We start from the raw sequence: 22,057 nt of genomic DNA on the forward strand, positions 1-22,057 counted from the left end.
GCTGGCGATGCTGATGATCGTCAGCCTCGCCAGTCCAGCCCGTGCGGATGCGGGTCCTGGCAAATGCACCGGCAGTTTTGTCAATCCCATCACCGATATCTGCTGGTCCTGTCTGTTTCCTATTTCCGTGGGCGGTCTCAAAATATGGCCTTCAAACAAGCCTGATCCCAAAAACCCCGCCAGTCCGCTGTGTCTATGCGGCATTCGTCCCGGCATCGCCATGGGATTTTGGGAACCGGTGCGTCTGGCCGATGTCTCGATGAAGCCCTGGTGTTTTGTCAATCTGGGCGGGACCAAGCTCGATCCCGGCTTTGATATCGGCTACCGGTCAATCTCCGGACCATCGGCGGTCGGCGGGGCGAGCCAATATTATTCAAGCTGGCATGTTCACTGGTATGCCTATCCGCTGATCTACTGGATGGAAATTGTTGCCGATTTCCTCTGCCTTGAGCCCGGCTCGATCGATATATTATACATCAGCGAAATTGATCCGCTGTGGCAGGATAGCGAACTCACCGCGATCATCAACCCGGAAGCCGTCCTGTTTGCCAATCCGCTGGCGCTCGCTGCCTGCGCTGCCGATTGCGTCGCCGCCACCGCCAATCTGCCGCGCGACGAACTATTCTGGTGCGCTGGCTGTCAGGGTTCAATGTACCCGATGAACGGCAATGTGTCGGCTTCCATTGGCCATGTCCAGGCTTCAAGACTGGTCCTGTCCCGCTTTGCGTATAAATTGCATCGGCAGCTGGTGGCCTGGGGCACGATGGGCAGCAAAGGGCTGTGCGGCAAATATCTGATGCCGGTGATGCGCAAGCAGCAATATCGCTTCCAGATGACCAATCCCAATCCCGCGACCAAGGGCCGCTTCGCCTGTCCGCCGATTGGCACCTCGACCACCTTTCAATCTGCCGGACAGGTCATTCCCGCCATTGGCGAAGACATGGGCTATCTCGTCTGGCGCAAACGGAACTGCTGCGCGCTATGAAAAAATTGTTGCCCACTTTAGGCCTATTGACCTTCGCCATTGGCGGCATTGCTGCCGCGCAGCAACAGGCAGATGACAGCCTTGATATCGAAGCCATCAGGGAAAATGCGAAGCGCCATGCAGGGGAAGCCGAGGCGCTGGCTGCCAATGTCCGTGAGCGGGCGCAGAATATCACGCCTGAAGCCCGAACGCTTCAGAACGAAGCGCGGCAAAATGCAGGCAGTTACCGGCAAAGCGTCGAAACTGTTTCAACCAAAAACGAACTGCGATTCGATTTTGATGCGATGATCCGCGATCATGCAGAAGCGGAACAGGCGGCGTTCAAGGGAACACCGCGCTTCATCGCCTTTGCCAGCCTGTCGATGCCGGCGGCAAGTTTGAAGGCGCTGCTCAGGGATATGAGCGATGCAGGCGGCGTTGTCGTGCTGCGCGGTTTTCCTGAGGGCGACGCGGGCAAATTCAAGGCGCGCCTTGCTGCGCTCTGGGAAAGCGGAGAAGAGACGGATGGTCTGGGCATCGACCCACGCCTGTTTCGCGCATTCGGTGTCACGGCCGCGCCGACGTTCGTGATGGCTTCGTCTGATTTCGAGCCTTGTGACGGCTTTGACTGCACCAGCATTGTCCCGCCCTTTGATCGCATGACCGGAAATGTCTCGGCTGCCCATGTTCTGGAACGCTTTGCATCAGGCGGCGGCCCCGGTGCGCAGCTAGCAGGCCTTCACCTTAAACGCCTGCAAGCAGGAATGCGCCCATGACGAGGCGACACATCCCTGCCCCCATTATCACACTCTTTGGCTGGATTGCGCTTGCCTCGTTAGCGCATTCCCAGACGCAGGAAAGCGCACGCGCCGATGGCAAGGCCTTTGGTCAGGCGCAGATTGAAAAAGCAAAAACGGCGGCGTCCACGAGCCCTGATGCTGACCGCATTCCCAATTTTGATGCGGACAAGGCAAGCGCGCTTTCCGATCTGGCCGAGCAGCCTGAACGGCTTGAGGCGGAAGCGCGGAGCGCTGCTCGCTCGCATACGGGTCTTCAAACGATCGAAGACAGCGTCCGGCGGCGCGCGCGCTTCACGCCAGCTGAGATCGAACGGGTCATTGCCCGAGCCGGCGCAATCAATGAAACACCGCTTGAATATACCAGCGGCATGGCGATCGGCGGCGAGAAAGGCACCTGTGTTCCGCTACCACCGGGCAGCGGGACGGCGGGCAGCTATTTTGCGACCTGCAACACTGGCACGATCATTGAGCAGGGCAGCGGTATGTGCAGCGTCACGCTATTAGCCGAAATAGAACAGCAACCCCGTTATCACTATCTCTGTCACGCGATAAGCACCTATGGTTTTGGCGTTGCTCCTTCGTGCGATATTTTCAAAGCGGATAGATGTCAGGCTACGGGATCGCGCCCCGGACCCTGCCTGCAATGGGGAGGCAATCGGGAACAGGGGCGTTACTGTGTCGAGCCAGGCGAACCTTATGTGGAAATGACCTGTTCTTCATCAGTTGTGGGCGAGACTCCGTACCTTGTCACCTCAGAAAATATCGTCACAATCAGTCGCGATGAGAGCCGGTGCCAAAGCTGGAGTGATGAAGCCGATTGCAGTCAAATATCCGAGACATGTACCGATGAGGCTCCACAAACCCGGATCGTAGACGGCGTTGCTGTCACCCTAAGCTGTTGGGGCTGGGAGCGCCGCTACCAATGTATTCGCCGGAGCGCTGGCAATGACTGCAACGAGATTGAAGCGAGGTCCGATTGTCGCTTTGTGCGCGAGGACTGCATCAGCGAAGACAGCCCCTGTTCGACTATCGAGCGTGTCTACGAGTGTCCGGTTCCCGGCGGCGATGGTACGGGCACGCAATATGTCTGCGACGGTGATGTTTATTGCATCGACGGATCCTGCGAAACGATTGAGCGCAAAGCGAATGATGAATTCAAAGACGCAGCCACGGCGCTGCATGCCATGGACGAGGCGCGCGGACAATTTGATCCCGAGACGCTGACCTTGTTCAAAGGCAGCCGCGAAACCTGCTCCTCGAAAGTTTTTGGCGTGCTTAACTGCTGCAAGGGCAAGGGCTTTCCGCTGATCCCCGGCGTCAGCCTGCTGGTCGCGCTGGGCTGCGACCGTGAAGAAATCCTGCTCCACGAACGCGATGCCCGGGGCCTGTGCGCCTATGTTGGTACTTATTGTTCAAGCAAGTTTCTTGGGGTCTGCACTACCAAGCGCAAGGCTTATTGCTGCTTTGAATCGAAACTGTCGCGCATCCTGCAAGAGCAAGGCCGCAAGCAGCTTCCCAAGCCCTGGGCCAAAGCTAGGGAAGAACAATGCGCCGGGTTCACGCTCGATGAATTTGCCCGGCTTGATCTCAGCCAGATGGATTTTAGCGAAGTCTATGCCGAATTTACCGAAGCTGCGCGGCTTCCCGATGAACTGGAGACCAGCGCGCTTATCCAGCAGAAGATAAGCGATTATTATGAACGGAGCGGACCATGAAGCAGCGTGCTTTTTATCTTAACCCGCAACAACATCTCTACGTGCTAGCTGCCATCATCCTCATGCTTTGCGCCATGTTTGAAGGGTCGGCCAGTTCGGCCAGCGCGCAGGAAACAGCGTCCAATCCTGCCGATGCGCTCTACTGCCAGGAACGGCGACTGGGCTATTATTTTTACTGTGTCCAGCCAAAGGTAGAAGTTCCTGGTCCGTCAGAACAAGAGCATGCTGCAGAAACCGCGGTCGAGCAGCTCGGCGCGATCACAAAATCGCTGCGCGAACTCAAAGCCAAAGCCATCATCGAACCGACGCCAGCCAATGTGACGGCCTATATTCGCTTCCAGCGCGAGCAGCTCGACCGCGCTTCGCTGTTCTCTGATGTCTGGCAGCGGGCAATCTGGCAGGACCCGGGTCTCGATTATACGCTGGAGCGGCCGGTTTCGACGCTCGCCAAAAGGCAATGGCAGGACAACCGCCAGCAGGGCCGCGATGCAGTTATGGCGCGCCTGTCATCACGCTACGGACTGTTCTACTTTTTTGCCCAAAGCTGCGGTGCCTGCGAAGTGATGAGCCCGATTGTCAAATCGGTTGCCGCCCGCTGGAACATAACCATACGCGCCATATCCACCGATGGCGGCCCGTCGGCGCATTTCCCGGGTTATAAGGTCGAAACCAGCGAGCGAACGCGCATGGGGCTGGAGGCTAAAATTACCCCGGCGCTGGTGCTGTGGGACAGCTTGACCAAGCGGCCCATCCCGATCGGTTACGGCGTCCTGTCGGCCGACGAGCTGCAGGACCGTATCTATCTTCTCACTTCGAAGGAAGCCGGACATGACTACTAAGCTATCCAAAATCGCGGGGCTTTTGGCGGCGCTCAATCTTGCCGTCAGCCCGGTCGCGGCCCACGTCGGTGACAGCATGGACCGCTTCATGGATGACATGGGCGGGGCAGCGAATGTAACCGGGCCGACGGCGTTCCAGGGCCAGTCGGCAGGCTATTACAGCCTCGGCAATGTCTGGACGCGCTTTCCCCAGAAAACGACAAATATCGCCAATCTGCAGCTACCCCGCGCACGCGCTGGATGCGGCGGCATCGATATATTTGCAGGCAGCTTCTCCTTCATCAATGCCAGTGAAATTGTGGCGATGCTCAAAGCCGTGGCCAATAATGCGGTGGGCTTTGCCTTCAGCCTCGCCATCGACACAGTCTGTCCCGAATGCTCGAAAATCATGCAGGAGTTTTCCCAAAAAGCCCAACTGATGAACAATCTCAATATCAACAGCTGCGAGATGGCGCAGGGGCTGGTGGGCGGCGTCTGGCCGAAAGGCGATCTCGCCGACAAGGCGATCTGCGAAGCCATTGGTAATTCGGAAGGCATATTTACCGATTATGCCGCAGCCAAACATGGCTGCGGCACGAGAGGCCAAAGGAGCGCGACCAATGCGAGCGCGGGCGCTGACTACGCCGACGTAAATCCCGGTGTGGCGCGCAATTACACATGGCATATCTTGAAGAAATCGGCCTTTTTCAATCCGAACGGAACATTTGACCGCGAGCTTGCCGAATATGCAATGACGCTGATTGGCACGGTCATCTATGTACCGCCCAAAGACGATAGCCCCGGCAAGTTCACACCTTTTGGCGGCGATGCGTCTTCAAGTCTGGTCACCGCTTTGCTCGACGGAACGCAAAGCCAAACGATCAAGGTTTTTGACTGCGACGAAGCCGATCAATGCCTCAATCCGACGTTCCGCAATATGAGCCTCGCTACCTCAAAAGCGATCCGTCCCCGCGTGGCAGCGATGATCGGCAACATGGTCAATGCGATCCGCAGCGACAGCGCGATTGGCGATGCGGAAAAGGAACTTCTGCAGGTCGCGTCGGTGCCGCTCTATAAAATCCTCACCGTGCAGGCCGCTTATGGCCGCGGCATGCCCACCGATGATCGTGAGACGCTGGCAGAAATTGCCAGCATCGATCTTCTTTATGCCATTTTGGAACGGATCGTATCGGAATCTGGCCGCTCTATGGCCAGTTTCATCGCCGCTGACGAAGCCAAGCTCAGCCTGTGGCGCGGGCAGCTTGCTGATGTTCGGGCTGGTCTTGCACAGCGGCAAGCCACGGGCCAGGCGAAAGTCTCAGCCATCATGCAGATCATTGAGAAGACCGCGATGATCGAAAATCTGCTCGCGGCTTCAATGTCGCCCTCGATGGCAGCAGCGCTAGACTGGTCGCGCGGCGTTCAGACCCGCAGCCTCGTTCCGTGACAGGAGAGTAGCCAGACATGCTCGAGATTTTTACGGTCGGCGGCGGCGAATATATCGTCAATGTCCTCAATGCAGTTGCCAGCTGGACCGGCGCGGGCGGCTATAAGAGCCTGATCCAGGTCACCATGGTGATGGGGCTTGCATTGGCCGTCATTGTGCTCGCATTCAATCAGGACTGGCGCGCCTGGCTCAACTGGTTTTTGGGCGCAACGCTCATCTATATGTGCCTCATGGTGCCGCGGATGGATGTGCAGGTCACCGACCGCGTCAATCCCGGCCTCGCTCCGAGCGCGGTCGCCAATGTGCCATTAGGATTAGCGCTCATGGCGAGCTTTACCAGCCAGATCGGCGATTATCTGGTGCGAAGCTCGGAGGTCGTGTTCGGTCTCCCAAATGATCTCAATTACTCCAAAAATGGCATGATCTATGGCGCGCGCTTGTTCGAGGCAACGAAATCCTTGCGCATTTCCGATCCGGAATTTGCCACCAATCTCGACGAGCATTTTCGTCAATGCGTATTTTATGATCTGCTGCTTGGCCGGATATCGATGAAGGAAATCTCCGAGAGCAATAATATCTGGACGACGATTGCGCCGGGCAGTCAGGCGCGTGCACAGAAATTTCTGACGCGGCAGGCCGATGACAGTGTCACGGCCAGTATCATTACCTGCCGCGAGGCTTATGATAATTTAAACGCACAGTGGGCGGGATTGATTGACGCGATGAGTGGCACTTTTGGTCGCCAGTTATACCCGAAGCAGACCGCAGCGCTCGCCAAAGCCAAGCTGATAGCGGATCTTCCGGTTGCCTATAATTATTTGGCAGGCGTCTCGACAAATGCGAGCGACATTTTCCGGCAGGTGCTGACGATCAATGCGATGAATCAGGCGATGCATGGCATGGCCGGGGCCAGCGGAACATCAAGCGTTGATGTGTTTGCGCAGACCCGCGCGGATATCCAGACCGAACGCACTTATGCCTCGATTGCGCACAATGCTATGAAATGGGTCCCTATCCTCAATGTGGTGCTGACGGTGGTGTTTTACGCGCTATTCCCGGTGCTGTTTCCGCTCTTCCTGATGCCGAAAACCGGCCCGGTCGCGCTGCGCGGCTATGTGACCGGCTTCTTCTATCTTGCCGCATGGGGGCCGTTGTTTGTCATACTGCACATGATCCTGATGTTCAAAGGCGCAAGCGAAGTCAGTGCGGTGGCCGGCGGCAGCGGGCTTAGCCTTGCCACCTTTACAGGGATGAGCGACGTCAACAGCGATATTGGTATATTGGCGGGCTATCTGGTCGCGTCGATCCCGTTTCTTGCAGGCGGCGTTGCCAAAGGTGCGATGGCGATCTCGTCGCAGGCTACGTCATATCTTAATCCGAGCCAGAATGCTGCGGAAGAAGCGGCGCGCGAAGCCAGCACTGGCAATGTCTCTATTGGCAACAGCAATCTCGACAATAGCAGTGTGTTTTCACGGCAATTCGCGCAAGCCTCGCTGGCCCCCAATATCGGCTATGGCGCAGCACAGACACGCGGCTTTGGCGAAAGCGGGACACAGACGACCAGTTTTGCCGATGCTGAATTTGCTACCGTCCCGAATTCGCAATATCCCTTCACCCCGACATTGGGGCAGGACTTCACATCGAGGCTGTCAACGCTGGCGAGCAACAGCCGCAGCCAGAGCGAGACCTTCTCCAACATGGCCCAGCAATCGACCAGCTCTGCGATCACAAGGTTCAATGAGCTGCGCGACACCTACAGCAGGGGCACGTCTTTCGAGACCTCCAGCGGTCAGGGTTCCAGCAGCAGCATTGGCAGTGCATTCAGTGAAGTCGACAATGCATCCAAAGGTCTGCAGCAGCAATATGGCCTGTCACGCCGGGCTTCCGATGACATTACCATCTCATGGTTTCTCAATGGTGATGCCGGATTGGGTGTAAAAGCGGAAAGAGGAGCAGTGAAAGGAAATGCGGGGCTTAAAGGCGGCCGGAATCAAAGTTGGACGGACAGTGATATTGGCATTGCCTCGGAAGACCGTAGCAAAATCCTAGGTTCGCTCAAACAGATCTCGGAGACCAACAACTGGTCGAACACGCGTGACAGTTTCTTGCGCAGCGTAAGTACGAGCAACAGCTCGCAGGTCTCGAGCAGCGCGTCGGGGCTCACCAAATCGCTTACGGAAGCGCAAAGCTATACCGTTGAAGCAAGGCGCGCGCAGGAGGTTGCCAGCAGGCTTGAGAACCAGGCGACATGGTATGAGAATAATAATGTTGCCGGATCGCTTAACCTCAGTCAGGCCTATCGCGACTGGGGAATGTCAGAAATAGATGCCAACCGTGACTATTATGGTCAGGCACGCTTTGATGACATCGATTTCCAACTGAGCGCGAAAGGTCAGCAGTTGCAGGCGCGTTTTGTTGAAAGCTATGCCGATCAGCTTCACGATGAAGTTGCGACTGATCTCAACCTTCCGGCCTTTGCGCCCGTCAGTAAGCCGGGCGTGGGCAGCGCGGGAGATGTGCGAGGTAGTGTATCGCTTTCGCAATCGGGACGTAGTCCAGTGGGCGGATCGTCTGGCGACGGCTCGATTGTCGAAGAGGTAAGTAGCGTACATCAACGTGGCCGCGAACGGATTGGAACTGTAAAAAGCTATCTGGGCAAGCAGACAAAAGGCGCGAAAGGGGCTACCGAAAAGGCCGCAGACGATATCAAGGAATGGGGAGAATAGTGCTCAAAGCAATCCATCATAAATGATAACATATATGACGAAAGCCAAGAGTAATAAGAAAAATGCAACTAGCCCTGCCTTCCCCCAAGGGTCGGCCCAGGTCTTTTTCCATGTATAGGCGGTAAGCCGGTTTTCGGCGATCGCACGGTCAATTTCCTGAAACCCCTCCCATTTTGGATCTTGGCGATTTTGTTGTTTTTGCTCGTCAGTCATGGTCCTTCACTCCAATGCGTCCTGGCAGTTCTCACTATATCATCATCGATGTCTATTTTCGACTGCAACAAATCACCCTGTTCAGAGCTGCACTCTACTTTAATGCATTATGTTCGATACATAATTTGAATATTAGATCATAATGATTGAATATTGACATATTATGCATATTTCAATAATGAAGCATAATCGATACACAAATGTATTTTTTAGCGTTAAAGGCTTAACAATGGCACATTATATGGAAACGCAGCATAGGCCGCTTGCGGCAACGCTGGCGAGTCTCGGCCAGAGAGTGGAAGCATACCGTATTTCGCGCAACCTCAAGCAGGCGGAATTAGCAGAAATGTCAGGAATTTCACGCTCGACGCTCGCGCGCATAGAGGGCGGCAAAGGCGGGACAATCGATAGCCTTGTCCGGGTGATGCGCGCATTGGAGCTGGAGGACCGGTTGCTCGAGATCGTCCCAGATGCGACCCTTAGTCCGCTCGATCCACGGTCGGATAAGGGCAAAACCCGACAACGGGTCCGGCGGCCCGAAGGCGAGATTGAAACGGAAGAGTGGACATGGGACGATAAAACGCCATGACACGTGCGGTCATCAATCTCTGGGGCCGTCAAATCGGCGCTGTATTATGGGATGAAGGCCGAAATATCGGCGTCTTTGAATATACTCCGGAATTCGTTCGCAGCGGGATTGAGGCCGCGCCGCTTAGCATGCCGCTGCGAAGCGGCGTCTATGATTTCCCGGCATTGCCATTTGAGACCTTCAAGGGGTTGCCTGGAATGCTCGCGGACAGCCTGCCGGACAAATTTGGTAACGCCCTCATCAATCGCTGGCTTGCAGAACAGGGAAGAAGCCCAGACAGCTTCGATCCTGTCGAGCGACTATGTTATACTGGTCGGCGCGGAATGGGCGCATTGGAATTTGAACCAGCCGCAGGCGAACCAAGGAGCCAGGGCGGACCAATTGAACTTGCGCCGCTAATCGAGCTTGCCAATCGCGTTATAGCCGCCCGTGAGGACTTGGCGGGTGTGCTGAATGGCGACGACGATCACCATGCTCTTCAGGAAATATTGCGCGTGGGAACTTCAGCGGGCGGCGCGCGGGCGAAGGCAGTCCTTGCATGGAATGAGGAGACCGGCGAGTTTCATTCAGGGCAATTGAAAGCAGGCCCGGGCTATACCCAGTGGCTCCTCAAATTTGACGGTGTTTCCGGCAATGCCGACAAAGAGCTCGCTGATCCGATGGGCTATGGCAGACTGGAATATGCCTGCTATTTACTCGCCAAGGAAGCGGGTATTGCCATGATGCGGTCTCGGCTCCATGAAGAAGGTGGCCGCGCTCACTTTATGACACAGCGTTTTGATCGTACCGAAGATGGCCGTAAACTGCACATGCAATCGCTTTGCGCAATGCGGCATTTTGATTTTAACCTAGCTCGGGCATATAGCTATGAACAGGCCATTGAAACCATTCGCATTCTGGGTCTCGGGCGCGATGCTCTAAAAGAGCAAGTCCGACGCGCTCTGCTCAATATATTCATTCGCAATCAGGACGATCATACCAAAAATATTGCATTCCTGATGGACCGCGATGGAAGCTGGAGTCTATCGCCAGCATTTGATGTCACTTATGCATATAATCCTAGCGGGGTCTGGACGAGCGAACATCAGATGTCACTCGCAGGCAAAACAGACAATTTTAACTTGGAGGATCTCATCACATTTGGAAAATTTGCCGACCTCAAAGCAGCAGAAACCAAAGCGATCATAGCAGAGATTAAATCCGCAATCGGTAAGTGGGATCAATTTGCTCAGATCTCGGAAATTCCTAGAAAAATGGCAGAAAAGGTCAGTAGCGGCTTCCGCAATCTTGAGATCAAATGAATCGTCCGACATTGCCCATGGCAATCTTGGGAAAGTTCTGAATGTTCGAAGTGATTACATATTTTCAATAAATGGTTAGCCAAAGCCAATATGATAGAGACAGCGGAATGCATTCGTAAACCTACGTTGAAGCATTAGCGCCCTTAAGCAAATTCATACCGCCAAATGCTCTAAGCCATAACGGCTCAACCATGGCATTAGCGGTTCGATTGAGCTTGCTGGATAGAGTGAGTTTTGCGCAAAATCGGCAACCCTTCCCAATTCGTTGCGAAGAAAATCGCCCGCTTCCTTAGTCGATGAGATAGCATTTTGTGGCAGAACGACAACAAAGTCATAGATCTTCGCATATTCTTTGTCCACAATATGGTTCAGATCCTACGCCAGGCTCTGGAAAGACTTCCCAAAGCCTATTAGAATATTTGGTTACTTGTCTCGCCTAGATACTTTTCCACCTTCTCAACCGTCCGTCGCCTCGGTCTTCGCCCCATTCTTAGGTCCAACACGAACCTAGGATCGCCAACTGCTCGCCTCCCAAAGCGCGTTGCAGAAATATGGGTTTGCTTCAGGTGCAATTCGATACGGTCTAATAGTTTCATTACCTTCCTCGAATCAGTTTTCACTTGTGTTCTTGTTTTGTTCCTATTAGGAAGAATCCATATTGTCTAGGATAATTCCTATGAGCAAAATGACTGGATTGAATGAAAGGCATTGCCGATGGACAATGTTAGAGAAGAGCTGGACCGGCTTATCCGGCAAAACAAGGATGATTATTCAGGCCTATCTCGGCTACTTGGCCGCAATCCTGCTTACATCCAGCAATTTATAAAACGCGGCAGCCCGCGCAAGCTTGATGACGAAGATCGCCGGAAGCTAGCGCGTTACTTTGGCGTCGATGAGCAGCTGCTTGGCGGACCGCCGCCTGCTATCCATAACGGACTTGTCGAAATCGCTGTCCTCGACGTGGATGCTTCGGCAGGGTTTGGGGCGATTGCCGAAAGCGAAAATAGCCAGACCCGCTTTGGCTTTGACGAGAGATGGCTCAAGAAACTGACACCGTCCAAAAGTTCAAGCCTTTCGATTGTTCGTGTGCTCGGAGAATCTATGGAGCCAACTCTCAGCCACCGTGATGAGGTGCTTGTTGATGCTTCCGATCACGGCTCGCGCCTGAGAGACGGAATCTACGTCTTGCGTTCAGACGATACGCTTGTCGTCAAACGGGTTGCCCTCAAACCTGGCGGCAAACAAATCACGATCTCCAGTGATAATACAGCCTATCCGACCTGGGATGACGTGGACCGCGCGTCCATTCATATCGTTGGCCGGGTCATTTGGTTCTGCCGCACGTTGTAAGCATTTACAGCTTGGCAATTATCCAGTGAAAGAGCGTATAAAGCGGCCAGCCCAGTATCAAAAGAGCTATAAGACCCGCCGCAAAATAGAGCAGCCTCTCCCGCCAGCTCTTGTTTGGCCTGCTCGACTGATCAGGCACAGCGATGCCGCTTCCAATATTTGTCCCACCGGGCGGCCCATCCGCCGCGCACCATTGCGCAGTTGATATCGCCGCTTTTGGGCGAGACGCACCAGGCTGCGGTTCTCGATCCACCAGCTCCGCCATCGGACCTACACCGCATCGCGCGGCCACTCACCAGAATATGACCTTCGCTGGACGTGCCGATCGGACGGCCGACAAGATTGACGAGTGCATCGCGGGCTGCTTTTGCTGTTGCATTGGGACAAGGATGACCGGACCTGCAGGTGCCATCCATTTCGCGGGCGGCTATGCCGGATAGTCTAATTCTTGGACCTTCAGCGCACCAAATTGGTCCATCGCCATCCCAGACCCTGATAGGCGTGCAGGTGAACGTTTCACCGCTTGGAACAATGGCCACCTTCAAGGCGAAGAGCAGGAGCAGATTAAACATCATCCAAACCACATGCGATAGTCCCAAAGATATGTCCAGTGATGGTAGCACCCATTTTGTCGTTTAAATCCCGATTTCGAACGGCTTCACCATGTCTTTCGCAATTTCCGGCTTGTCTTTGCCGAGCGGTTTTTCCTGGGCCGGCCTGCCCGCTTTCAACCCCGTCGCAGCAGCTTGACGGAGCCGCTCGGTTACTTCCAGTGCAGAAGTTTTCGTGCCTGGATTATGAGCTACCGCGCTGCTGAGCTTGCTGGCATTATCAACAAATAGTGTCAGACTGTCGCGCAGCCGGGTTATCGTCACCAGAAATGTCTGCTGGTTGGCAAGGTTCTTTTCGCGGCTATCCATAACCGCGATACCGTGGTCAGACGTCAGGCCCTGCGCCATATGGGCATTGAGCGCATAGGCTAAATCAAGCCGCTTGAGCATTGGGTCGCTGCGTTTGAGCCTATGTTCAAGGCCGGCTGATGTTACCAGCGTGACATAGGTGTTGTTGATATCGATAATCTTTGCCTGATCTGCATTGAAGAGGCCGCGCCGGTGATCATTTTTGGTCCACCGAATGCGGTCTCCGCTATGAATGTCGATCTGCTTTTCTTCAAATAAGGCCAATCGATCTGCGCCTTTCGCAGACCGCATTTTGGAGGACTGAAACTGCACTATGTTCCCTTTGCTATCGCGTAATTTCACGATTCTGCGGGGCGCATCAACGGCAGCTATTTGGTATTGGCCCGGCCTCAGACCTTGTTTGCGATCGCGGGCTTCGACCTCAAGCACCATGCCTGCTTTATAGGCCGACATATAGCGCAGCTCCTCGCGCGTGGCGTTAACGCGGGAAAGAGTGGACAGGCGCAAAGGTGCCTGTCCAAGCTCGCCATTGGCTTTTAAGCCGGTCTGGACGGCCTGATTGACCGCAGACCGCAGAGCCCGCCCCGACGCATAGATAGCGGTATTTTCGCGCTTCGATGGCGCAAGCGACAACCAGCGTTCGGCGGCCATGACCGCGCTGTCGCCATTGGTTTCGACGGTATGATCCTTGAGATAGCCCATGGCTTTGGCGACCTGACCTGATTGCGCGGCGGATTGTGCGCGGCGCAATCCTGAATCGCGCGCGCGCAGATTGACGTCCATGACCGCGCGTTCGGCGCCAGCTTTCTGGATCAGATCAAAAGGCTTACCAGCATCAACAGCGCCGAGCTGCTTGCGATCCCCGATGAGCACCAGCCTGTCGACACGCGCCAGATTGGCCAGGCGGATGAGCTTCTCCTTGTCGGCACTGGACACCATTGAAGCCTCGTCGAGAACCAGAACATGATCTTTGAGTTGCCGTCTTGCCTGTGAAAGCAGTGCGCGATCAGCCGGCGTATCCAGCAATTTGGCATGGTTCCTTAAAAACCGCGCCAGCGTCATTGACGATATACCAGTGTCGCGTTCCAGCATCTGGACGAGCGTATTCTGGACGGCAAGCCCCAGGACCTTTTTGCCTTCCTCTCGTAATAGCTCTGAAACAGGTTTGAGAAGGCTAGATTTGCCAGCGCCAGCAACCCCCTGAACCGCTACAGTCCGATTGTGAGACGACAATATGAGCCGGGCACCGGCTTCCTGTCCCTCGTTGAGCGTCAGGCCGTGGTTAAGCGCAGACACGGCTTGAACACGCTGGGACGCAACATCGCTGCCGACAATAGGCAAAACCGCTGAGCGTCCGAGTGCGACGTGGGATAATATCTGCTCCTCAAGCGTTATTGCGTCCTGCGAGGTAAGCCAGTCTTTCTGTCCGCCTGCGCCTTTGACAAGAGTGCCCGAGCGGACCAGAGCACGCACCTGCTGTTCGACATGATCAATGGTCGTTGGCAATCCAAAGTCGAGTGCGGTTTTGAGCAAAGCCTCGCGCGACCAAGCGGCCTCTCTTTGTCCAAGATGCCTGACGGCAGATGCAACACACTGCGCCGCTGCAATGGTTTCAGCATCTTTCTTGAATATATGGTCTGGAATCAGCGGGTCATCCGCATTTCCGCGAATACGCGCTGCAAAATCGCGCAGCAGTTTTTTACCGCGGTCGGCCAGATTTTTGGCGAAGCTTGGAGCCGCATCGAGCATTTCGGCGCGATCAAGAGCAGATGAAATCTTGCCCTGTAGATCAAGACCAATATCATCAGCTGCGCCGCGCCAACTCGACGCCAATTCATCACGGTCTGCTATCGGGGCTTTTGCCGATCGGGTCTGAAGCGCTGCGATATCCCGCGCTTTGGGCGTCTGAATTCCGAGGCGGTGAACCGCATCGACAATTTCCTGACGCCGGGAAGAAAAGGCCATAATGTCGGCTCTTGTGAAACCCTCGGCCTCAAAATTGCCATGCTTGCCGGTCGCGCCCGGCTGATAGCCAAGCTTTTCAACGGCAATTCTGAACCGCGCCATGGTCATGCTGTTAAGCAAAGTATTGAGCGACCAGAGACGATCATTTTTGAGGCTGAGCCATTTCCCGTCCGGGCCCTGCGTGACATTGGCGACAACAGCATGAAAATGCAGATTAGGTTCCTGATTGCGATTGGTATCATGCTGGAACAAGCCAATAGCGAGATTACCGGTTGGCACCGTTTTGATCTGTCTCTTTTCTACAATTCTGGTTTCTGCTGCATTCTTCTCGGCCCATGCCAGCGTTGCGATCACAGCTTCACGATATGCCTCGACAATACGCTTATCACCGCCGACCAATGCCAGAAGCGACCAGCTTTTCGGCAGCGAAAATGTGAGATCAGTTCCAGGCCGGTGCGCCTGGTTTTGATTACCGACCTGAATAGCTCCAGGCAGTTTGCCGCTCAGTAAAGCATCAAAGGCCTTGGCATCCACTTGACCGCTAAGGCCCAGCGTTTCAGCAGCGTTTCCTACCCATATTCCTGATCGGTCGGCATCGGCTTTGGCGTAATAATTGTCGGCAGCAAAATAAGTTGCGGCGGCGGAAGAAGAGCGCACATTGGCAATGGAGAGCATAAGAATGACCTATGGTGAATGAGCCCCTCGCTCCCGATATTATCTATCCTACATGTCAGGCTCCCAGTCACCGAGATCGGGCTCTTCGTGCGCGTCGACAGCGCCTTCCAATAGGTCTTTTTCCTGCGGCGGACGGATATCGCTTTGGATACGCGGTAACGCATTATTTGGAGCTGATGCCGCTGCTGCTATTCCCGCGATCTGGGTTGCCTCGTTTTGACCATGGCCTTCATTCAAACCATCCTGTGCAGCTTGGTCGTCGCCCGTCACAAGGTTCTCTACAGGCAACGTGGCGTGATAGCCGGCGGCCACCAAGGACGGATCGCTGCCTCGAGTTTCAGCAGGCGCGCTGGTGCTGTGTTTCAATATTTCGGCAGGTTTATCCCGCGTTTCGGGATCACTCGATTTTGCGGGATCATCGTCTTTGTTTTCCAAACCCGACAATAGGTCCATTTGACGCAATTCGACCGGTTTCCCGGCTCCATCATCGTTGGCGGATGGATGTTCACCATTGTCGCTTGTTCTGCGTTCAGTTTGTACTTTCTCAGGCGATCCATGGTCGAACATGGTCGGATTGGTTTTGACGGCTTCACGGGTAATGAAGCCTTCGGCAATTCGCGGCCAGTCGCGCGGCGTCAGAGCAATGGGCGCTGCGGGAAAACCGTCTGGAAACTTGATATAGCCGGAGAGCCTCGGCAGGTTCATGAACTGGTCGGGAAGGAGCAATGGTTCAACCTGACGGCGCGGCGTCAGGCTCACCGCATCGCGGGCGTTATTATAACCGTAGCTATAGCCCTCCTCCATATCCTTTACCTGCCGATGCCCGATAAAGTCAGAGCACCAGGTCGCAGTCTCGCGGTCTGCGGTGGCAAGGATAAGCTTGGTACGCGCGAGCGAAGAAAGTGTCATCGCCATATTCTCCCCATAGACCTCTTTCAGCTTGGCGAAAGCGTGCACGCCGGTCACGATAGCCCCACCAAAATTTCGGGCCGTTTGCAGCCCTTTTTCCAGTGCTGGCAGGCGGTGGAGTGCGCCAAGTTCATCGATGAGGAACCAGAGGCGAAGATCCTTTGTTCGGTCCGTCGTCATCAGTGTATTCATCGCGGTGTCCATCCACAAGGTGAGAAGCTGGGACGAAATACTCATCTCGACATAGCGCGCTGAAATGAACAATATGGATCCGGCCATGCAGTCGCCGCGCACCCAGTCTCGAAGGGAAAATGCAGGTCCATCTGTGGGCAATAATTTGAGCGCCTTGGCATTGGCGTTGAATACCGCACGGATGGACTCAGCCATGCGCGCAGCTTCGGGAGCTGTAAGTGGATCGGCCATGGTTCCGCGCATAAGTTTATGCACCTGCGCAAGGTCGGCGGTCATTAATTTGGACGCCAGCGCTTCATTGGTTGCTTCGCCTTTGGCCCTTAAATGAAGACACATTTCCACAAATAGCATACGCGCGGCGAGCACCCAGAACTGCTCGCTACCCCCGCCATCATGAGGCACCAATGCTTCTGCTGCCGCATGAAACTCGCCCTCGCTTGAGCAATCATTGAAGACACTCCAGGCCGGGCAACGTTCGTCAAGAGGATTCAAAATGACGTCGCGGGACGCATCATAAAATGTCTCGACAAACGCCCCGGTCAGATCAAAGATCACCGCCCGCTGGCCGCGTCGGCGCGCTTCGGATACCAGATCAAACAATGCGACGGTTTTACCTGTTCCCGTTGTGCCGATAATCATCGCATGGCTTTGTTCCAGCCGCCATGGGTAGCTCAACCCCGCCAGATGCGAAGGTACATAATAGCCCGCATGTTCCAAGGCCGCGCGGCCTGCCAAATGCCATTTGAAACCCAGTTCGGCGCGCATCTCGCGCCCCTGTTCGATCCGGTTATGCCGTTCAATCTCCTGTTCCAGTTCCGGCAACGTTACCAGCATCGCGCCGCGTTCATGTTTACGTTCCTTGGACTTGCCGCCGAAATGTTCGGCGAACCAATAGAAGAAGATGAAAGTCGGCGTCAGGACCGAGGCACCAAGAATAATCGCAAAGCGGACCGCGTCCCAAAAAGCGGCCACTGCTTCTCTCATCAGCGGGAAATCGCGTATCAGTGACATTGGCAACTGCGCATGCCCGCCAGCTGCCAATTTGAGGTTTACCAGCTTTGCCGGATCAAACTCCATAAAGGCATAAAGGCTGGCATAAATTTGCATCCAGACCAGGTAGAGTTGATGATCATCCAGAGCGCTTGTAACGTTCCACCAGCACAGCCCGATCGTTACCACTGCAGCTACTATCACCGGTCCTTTTAGACCGGCGGCAAACATGAATGCAAAATGCCCAAGTAGCTGACTGCCGCGCGTGAAATTGAGGAGGTTACGCTTCATCATCGCCTCCTGAAACAGGAGCCGAAGTCAGTCCCAGACGAGCCAGTTTACGGTGATAGGCTTCGAGCGTTCGTTTCCTCAAGCTGCTATCTGGATGGCCTGCCAAAAGAGCATCGAGCGCTATGCTGATAAAAATATTCTGGCGCTGGGAATCGAGCGGAAGGATCTTGCCACCAGCAGAATTTTGCGCATGCCATGCATCGACCAGAAGGTCGCGCACGACAATGCTGACACTGACCTTACGATCATCTGCCTGTGATCTCACCCAAACGGCAAGAGCTTTTGGAACGTAGGTTTGAAGACTGATATGCTTGTTCATGATCAGGTTCCTGTGGGAATATGGAACCTGGTTCACCTTGCGGAAGGTATGATGAGAATAAATCGTGAACAAAGTAAAGTCAAAGGCTTTATAATTATTGATTTTCAGTACATTAAAAGAATATAAATTGCAGGCAAATCGCGAATCCGGCTTGTAAATCACGCTTAAATTATTTGGGACCAATGCAAGTTTTTGATATTAAACTATTGAATTTAATGCATATTGCGAAGGCAGCCCGCTGCGTAGGGTGTGCAGTCAAGTTCCCAACCCGGCAGACCTGACCCAGCCTCGTTTCTTGATCCTTAAATAGCTGAATTGAAACAACTTTCCTTCAAAAGGATAAAATGAACCTTTCTGGGATCAAGTGAGAAAAGGTCAAAAAGGCCGTTTGGCAACCAAATAGCATGCAAAGGCCGAAAACTGCTGAGCGGTTTTTGTCAATTTTCTGCTGGATTGAAGGTCCAGTTGGTGCGGTTGTTATCGCGTTGGAAGTGCAAACTGGAATACACTTTATCATAAACGAAAGGTTAAAATTGCAGCAAAAGGAAAGGCCCGGTAGCGGATGCTAGCGGGCCTTGGTAAGTTGCAATGTCAGTTTCAATTAATCAGCAGATTTTGCCTTAGCCTTGGAGAGAAAGTCAACCTGCTCAGCGATGATTTCGCAACCGTAATGAGTGACGTTCTTGTCGTCGGTCGACTTGGTATAATGGATACGTCCTGTAACCATTATCATGGCACCCTTGGTGACATGTTCTGCAACGCATTTGCCGATGCCGTTGAAGCAGGTAATGCGATGCCATTGCTGTCCAGGCACCATCCGGACAGGGGCTGGTTTCTGTCATAAAATGGGATGTGTTTTTGGACTAGCATACGCATCGATTGCGTTTCTGGAATAAACGGCAATTCTCGAGCTTTTGGATCGTTGTATCGAGATACTATTGACGGGGGAGGAGATTTACCGAAACGACCTTTCGGCGATAAAGAATAATAACTTCGAATGGTAAAATTGATTGGGCAACAATTTTCAAAAGATTGAATTCCAATGACCTCAAATGATTCGCTTGACGTTTGATTAGTATTAGAACTCGCAAACGACAGAGCAGTAATTCGCGCGGGATAACCCATGGATAGATGCACAACTTAAACGCACCCTTTTTAAAGTTTTCCAAAAAGTCTTATAGACAACGTATTGCGGAATCTCCTTATAGGGGCTGGGAGTAATAATCGATGTCCGGTAAACAGCCAAAGTCCGCTTTTGAAATGATCCTAGATTGGTCGCCGGCACGGCCGCTATGGCAACAGGATGCGCTACGCCGAATTGTCGCTATAGGCAGCTTGAATGACGCCGATGTAACGGAGCTGACGTCGCTCTGCCTTAAAGGCCAAGGCAAGCCAGGTGTCGAGCTCGATGCGATTCCGCTGACAAAAGAAGAGCGGCTCGTCCGGACAACTGCGGGTGGCGCGATCTCACTGCACTCGATTAGCAACACGCAGAATGCGAACAGGCTAGCGGCCGGTCAGACGCTCACGTTCGGCCCGAGAGGGATGACGATTATATATGGCGATAACGGCTCCGGCAAATCCGGTTACGCGCGCATACTTAAGCGCGCCTGTCGCGCGCGGTTCAGCACCGAGGTACTGCCCGACGCCCTCGAACCAGCTTCGGTAAAAGGGGCGAAGGCGACAATCAGCTACGCGGATGGTGGCCTGGCGATGCCATCAATCACTTGGTCCGACAGCGCGATATCCGATCACATCCTCTCTGCAGTCAGCGTGTTCGACCGCGAGTCAGGTGCGGTCCATGTTCGCGAAAAAAACGAAGTCGCGTTCCGGCCATTTGGACTCGACATTCCGGATGAACTCGCCTCAGCTTGTGTCGCAGTGAAAGACAGGCTAATGGCTGAGCAGAAACTACTCAACGCGGCTCGCGATGGCGTCTTCAATCAACCCACCTTTAAGCCAAACACACCAGTCGGCAAGGTGCTTTCAGCACTTAAGCCCGACACCGATCTCGCCAAATTGAAAGCGCTAGCCGAACTTAGTGAATCCGAACAGGACCGACTGCGGCGCCTGACCGAGGATCTGGCGCGCGATCCGCTCAAGGTAGCGGCTGAACAAAGGGTTTGGGCGATCTCGCTCGGTGGTTTGGCCGATCGGGTTGAGGCTGTCGTTGCGGCACACGCCGATGGACTGCTGACGGCCGTTTTGGCCGCTGCGAACGAAGCGCGCGAAAAGCGCGCGGCAGCCAATTTGGCAGCCAGCGTGGCATTTCGCGATGCGGTGCTACCGGAAGTTGGCGGTGAGACATGGCGACATCTCTGGGCAGCTGCCAGAGCCTTTTCAGAAGGCGCTGCCCTGCCTGAACAACCCTTCCCACCAAGCGAAGTCGGAACAGCATGCGTGCTTTGCCATCAGCAACTCGATGAAGCGGCTGTGAAGCGGATGATCGGCTTTGAGGCTTTTATCACCGATCAGACCGAGCGACAGGCGCAGGAGGCTGAAAGCGAAGCTGACCTTTTGGTTGCGGCGCTCTTGGATGAACCAGTCCGGATCACCGCTTTCTCGCACCGCCGCCAGCTCGCGGTTGGCGCGCCGACTGTAGCGCGCCAAATTCTGCGCAGTCTGGCCGCGGCTCGCCTGCGACGCGCTGTCGTTCTACAAGCGGTGGCTGCCGGCGTAACACCAACCCTGCCTCCCTCGAAGGCCGCGCCAACTGCCGCGCTACGCGAAAGCGCGGCCGAGGCGCTGCATTACGCCGCGGAACTGACGGCCGCGAAAGACGCGACCGGTCGCGCTTTGCTTGAGAGCGAACGTGACGCGTTGCTCGATCGCGCCGCTCTCGATGTCCTGCTGCCGAAGGCAGAAAAAGAGATTGCCCGGCTAGCCGATCTTGCGCGGATTGCTCTGTGCCTTGCCGAAACCAACACCACGGCTATCACCACGCTCGGCAATGCGATCGCGGACGAGGTAATCACACCGCGCGTGCGGGATCGTTTCCAACAGGAAATACAAAAACTCGCCGCCAGTCGCGTACGAGTCGACATTGTACGTTCAGGAGGAAAGTTCGGATCACCACATTATCAGGTTCGACTCTTCGCGAACGCCAATGCCAAGGTGCATCTCGTGCTGAGCGAGGGCGAGCAGACCTGCGTTGCGCTAGCGCTGTTCTTGACGGAACTGGCCACCGCCAGTTTTGCTTCTACTTTGGTGTTCGACGATCCAGTCTCGTCGCTTGATCATCGCTGGCGGCAAAAGGTCGCTGAGCGGCTGATTGAAGAGGCAAAGGTGCGTCAGATTATCGTATTCACGCACGATTTGGTCTTCTTGAACGATATGCAGGTGCTCGCTGCACGGCATAATGTCGATCAGATCGACGTGTCCCTCACCACATCGCGTACTGGTGCTGGTATCGTTAACAAAGGACTGCCTTGGGCTGGCCAGAAGATCGCACAACGCCTTGACACTCTGGAAAAAGAAGCGCGTGCTTCGCGACTTCTGTATGATGTGCAGGACGATGCGGGTTACGCTGACGCCGCCGCCAAATTCTATAATCGGTTGCGATCAACTTGGGAGCGCGCGTTAGAGGATGTGGCGTTCTGTAATGTCATCCAGCGCCACCGTGACTATATCAACGCAAAGGACTTGAGGAAGGTCGCTTTGCTCGAGAACACCGACATCGCCGCATGGGAAACAGGCTTCAAAATTTGCTGCGACATCACCGATGCGCATGACCCAGCGCGCGGTCGCAATGCTGCCATGCCCCCACCCGCAGACCTCCTGAATCATGTCGGACAACTCTCGGCGTGGGTATCGTCGCTGCGCGATCGGCACAAGTTGGTTAACTAACTAAACCGCTCGCTTCCATTAGACTAT

General features: G+C 54.6%; 17 protein-coding genes. 11 read left to right on the top strand and 6 right to left on the bottom strand.

The genetic code is table 11. The features are described from left to right. Positions 1–7 precede the first annotated feature (7 nt). From traU to V7676_RS14830, 6 genes are read left to right on the top strand one after another with little or no spacing between them, the layout of a single operon-like run. Entirely contained in the window at positions 8–985 is a 978-nt protein-coding gene (gene traU / locus V7676_RS14805) for a conjugal transfer pilus assembly protein TraU (RefSeq protein WP_206170113.1), read from the top strand. Then, on the top strand, positions 982–1,740 hold the full coding sequence (gene trbC / locus V7676_RS14810; protein ID WP_100093326.1) for a type-F conjugative transfer system pilin assembly protein TrbC: 759 nt from the start codon (positions 982–984) through the stop codon (positions 1,738–1,740). The genes traU and trbC overlap by 4 nt, the downstream gene beginning before the upstream one ends. Continuing rightward, positions 1,737–3,479 (top strand): conjugal transfer protein TraN, encoded by a 1,743-nt coding sequence (locus tag V7676_RS14815; RefSeq protein ID WP_100093325.1) that lies wholly within the window; start codon positions 1,737–1,739, stop codon positions 3,477–3,479. The genes trbC and V7676_RS14815 overlap by 4 nt, the downstream gene beginning before the upstream one ends. Continuing rightward, a complete protein-coding gene (locus V7676_RS14820; protein ID WP_100093324.1) occupies positions 3,476–4,318 on the top strand; it encodes a conjugal transfer protein TraF in 843 nt (280 codons plus the stop codon). Before V7676_RS14815 ends, V7676_RS14820 begins: the two co-directional genes overlap by 4 nt. Further along, entirely contained in the window at positions 4,308–5,744 is a 1,437-nt protein-coding gene (locus V7676_RS14825; protein WP_100093323.1) for a conjugal transfer protein TraH, read from the top strand. The genes V7676_RS14820 and V7676_RS14825 overlap by 11 nt, the downstream gene beginning before the upstream one ends. 17 nt (positions 5,745–5,761) lie before the next feature. Then, a complete protein-coding gene (locus V7676_RS14830; protein WP_100093322.1) occupies positions 5,762–8,470 on the top strand; it encodes a conjugal transfer protein TraG N-terminal domain-containing protein in 2,709 nt (902 codons plus the stop codon). Positions 8,471–8,473: 3 nt separating this feature from the next. Here the strand turns inward: V7676_RS14830 and V7676_RS14835 are convergent, their stop codons facing one another. Further along, positions 8,474–8,683 (bottom strand): hypothetical protein, encoded by a 210-nt coding sequence (locus V7676_RS14835; protein ID WP_100093321.1) that lies wholly within the window; start codon positions 8,681–8,683, stop codon positions 8,474–8,476. A gap of 229 nt (positions 8,684–8,912) precedes the next feature. Here V7676_RS14835 and V7676_RS14840 point away from each other — a divergent pair, with 229 nt between their 5' ends. Together V7676_RS14840 and V7676_RS14845 are read left to right on the top strand one after the other, a co-directional pair. Continuing rightward, positions 8,913–9,272: a helix-turn-helix domain-containing protein gene (locus V7676_RS14840; protein WP_240616881.1), complete on the top strand. Its 360-nt coding sequence runs from the start codon at positions 8,913–8,915 to the stop codon at positions 9,270–9,272. Then, complete coding sequence (locus V7676_RS14845; RefSeq protein WP_100093319.1) at positions 9,269–10,573, top strand: type II toxin-antitoxin system HipA family toxin; 1,305 nt, start codon at positions 9,269–9,271, stop codon at positions 10,571–10,573. The genes V7676_RS14840 and V7676_RS14845 overlap by 4 nt, the downstream gene beginning before the upstream one ends. 153 nt (positions 10,574–10,726) lie before the next feature. Here the strand turns inward: V7676_RS14845 and V7676_RS14850 are convergent, their stop codons facing one another. Then, complete coding sequence (locus tag V7676_RS14850) at positions 10,727–10,933, bottom strand: hypothetical protein (protein ID WP_123906262.1); 207 nt, start codon at positions 10,931–10,933, stop codon at positions 10,727–10,729. 354 nt (positions 10,934–11,287) lie between these two features. On the opposite strand from V7676_RS14850, the gene V7676_RS14855 reads away from it, so the two are divergent. Next, on the top strand, positions 11,288–11,923 hold the full coding sequence (locus tag V7676_RS14855) for a S24 family peptidase (protein WP_100093317.1): 636 nt from the start codon (positions 11,288–11,290) through the stop codon (positions 11,921–11,923). 131 nt (positions 11,924–12,054) lie between these two features. Here the strand turns inward: V7676_RS14855 and V7676_RS14860 are convergent, their stop codons facing one another. The 4 genes from V7676_RS14860 to V7676_RS14875 all read right to left on the bottom strand — a co-directional run bounded on the left by V7676_RS14860 (position 12,055) and on the right by V7676_RS14875 (position 18,184). Next, positions 12,055–12,486: a thermonuclease family protein gene (locus V7676_RS14860; RefSeq protein WP_442955451.1), complete on the bottom strand. Its 432-nt coding sequence runs from the start codon at positions 12,484–12,486 to the stop codon at positions 12,055–12,057. A 72-nt stretch (positions 12,487–12,558) separates the two neighbouring features. After that, positions 12,559–15,483 (bottom strand): MobF family relaxase, encoded by a 2,925-nt coding sequence (gene mobF / locus V7676_RS14865; protein ID WP_100093315.1) that lies wholly within the window; start codon positions 15,481–15,483, stop codon positions 12,559–12,561. A gap of 48 nt (positions 15,484–15,531) precedes the next feature. Continuing rightward, the gene (locus V7676_RS14870) at positions 15,532–17,865 is read right to left on the bottom strand and encodes a type IV secretion system DNA-binding domain-containing protein (protein ID WP_100093314.1); all 2,334 of its coding nucleotides are present in this window, start codon (positions 17,863–17,865) and stop codon (positions 15,532–15,534) included. Next, positions 17,855–18,184: a hypothetical protein gene (locus tag V7676_RS14875; protein ID WP_100095460.1), complete on the bottom strand. Its 330-nt coding sequence runs from the start codon at positions 18,182–18,184 to the stop codon at positions 17,855–17,857. Before V7676_RS14875 ends, V7676_RS14870 begins: the two co-directional genes overlap by 11 nt. A 562-nt stretch (positions 18,185–18,746) precedes the next feature. Between V7676_RS14875 and V7676_RS18865 the strand changes: the two genes are divergently transcribed. After that, positions 18,747–19,028 carry a hypothetical protein gene (locus V7676_RS18865; RefSeq protein ID WP_442955449.1) on the top strand — a complete coding sequence of 94 codons (282 nt, stop codon included), beginning with the start codon at positions 18,747–18,749 and terminating at the stop codon, positions 19,026–19,028. A gap of 383 nt (positions 19,029–19,411) precedes the next feature. Continuing rightward, positions 19,412–22,030, top strand: coding sequence for an AAA family ATPase (locus V7676_RS14885; protein WP_335660412.1), 2,619 nt, complete (start codon positions 19,412–19,414; stop codon positions 22,028–22,030). The last annotated feature ends 27 nt before the right edge of the window (positions 22,031–22,057 follow it).

The organism is Parasphingorhabdus sp., assembly GCF_036963805.1.
Classification (GTDB): domain Bacteria; phylum Pseudomonadota; class Alphaproteobacteria; order Sphingomonadales; family Sphingomonadaceae; genus Parasphingorhabdus.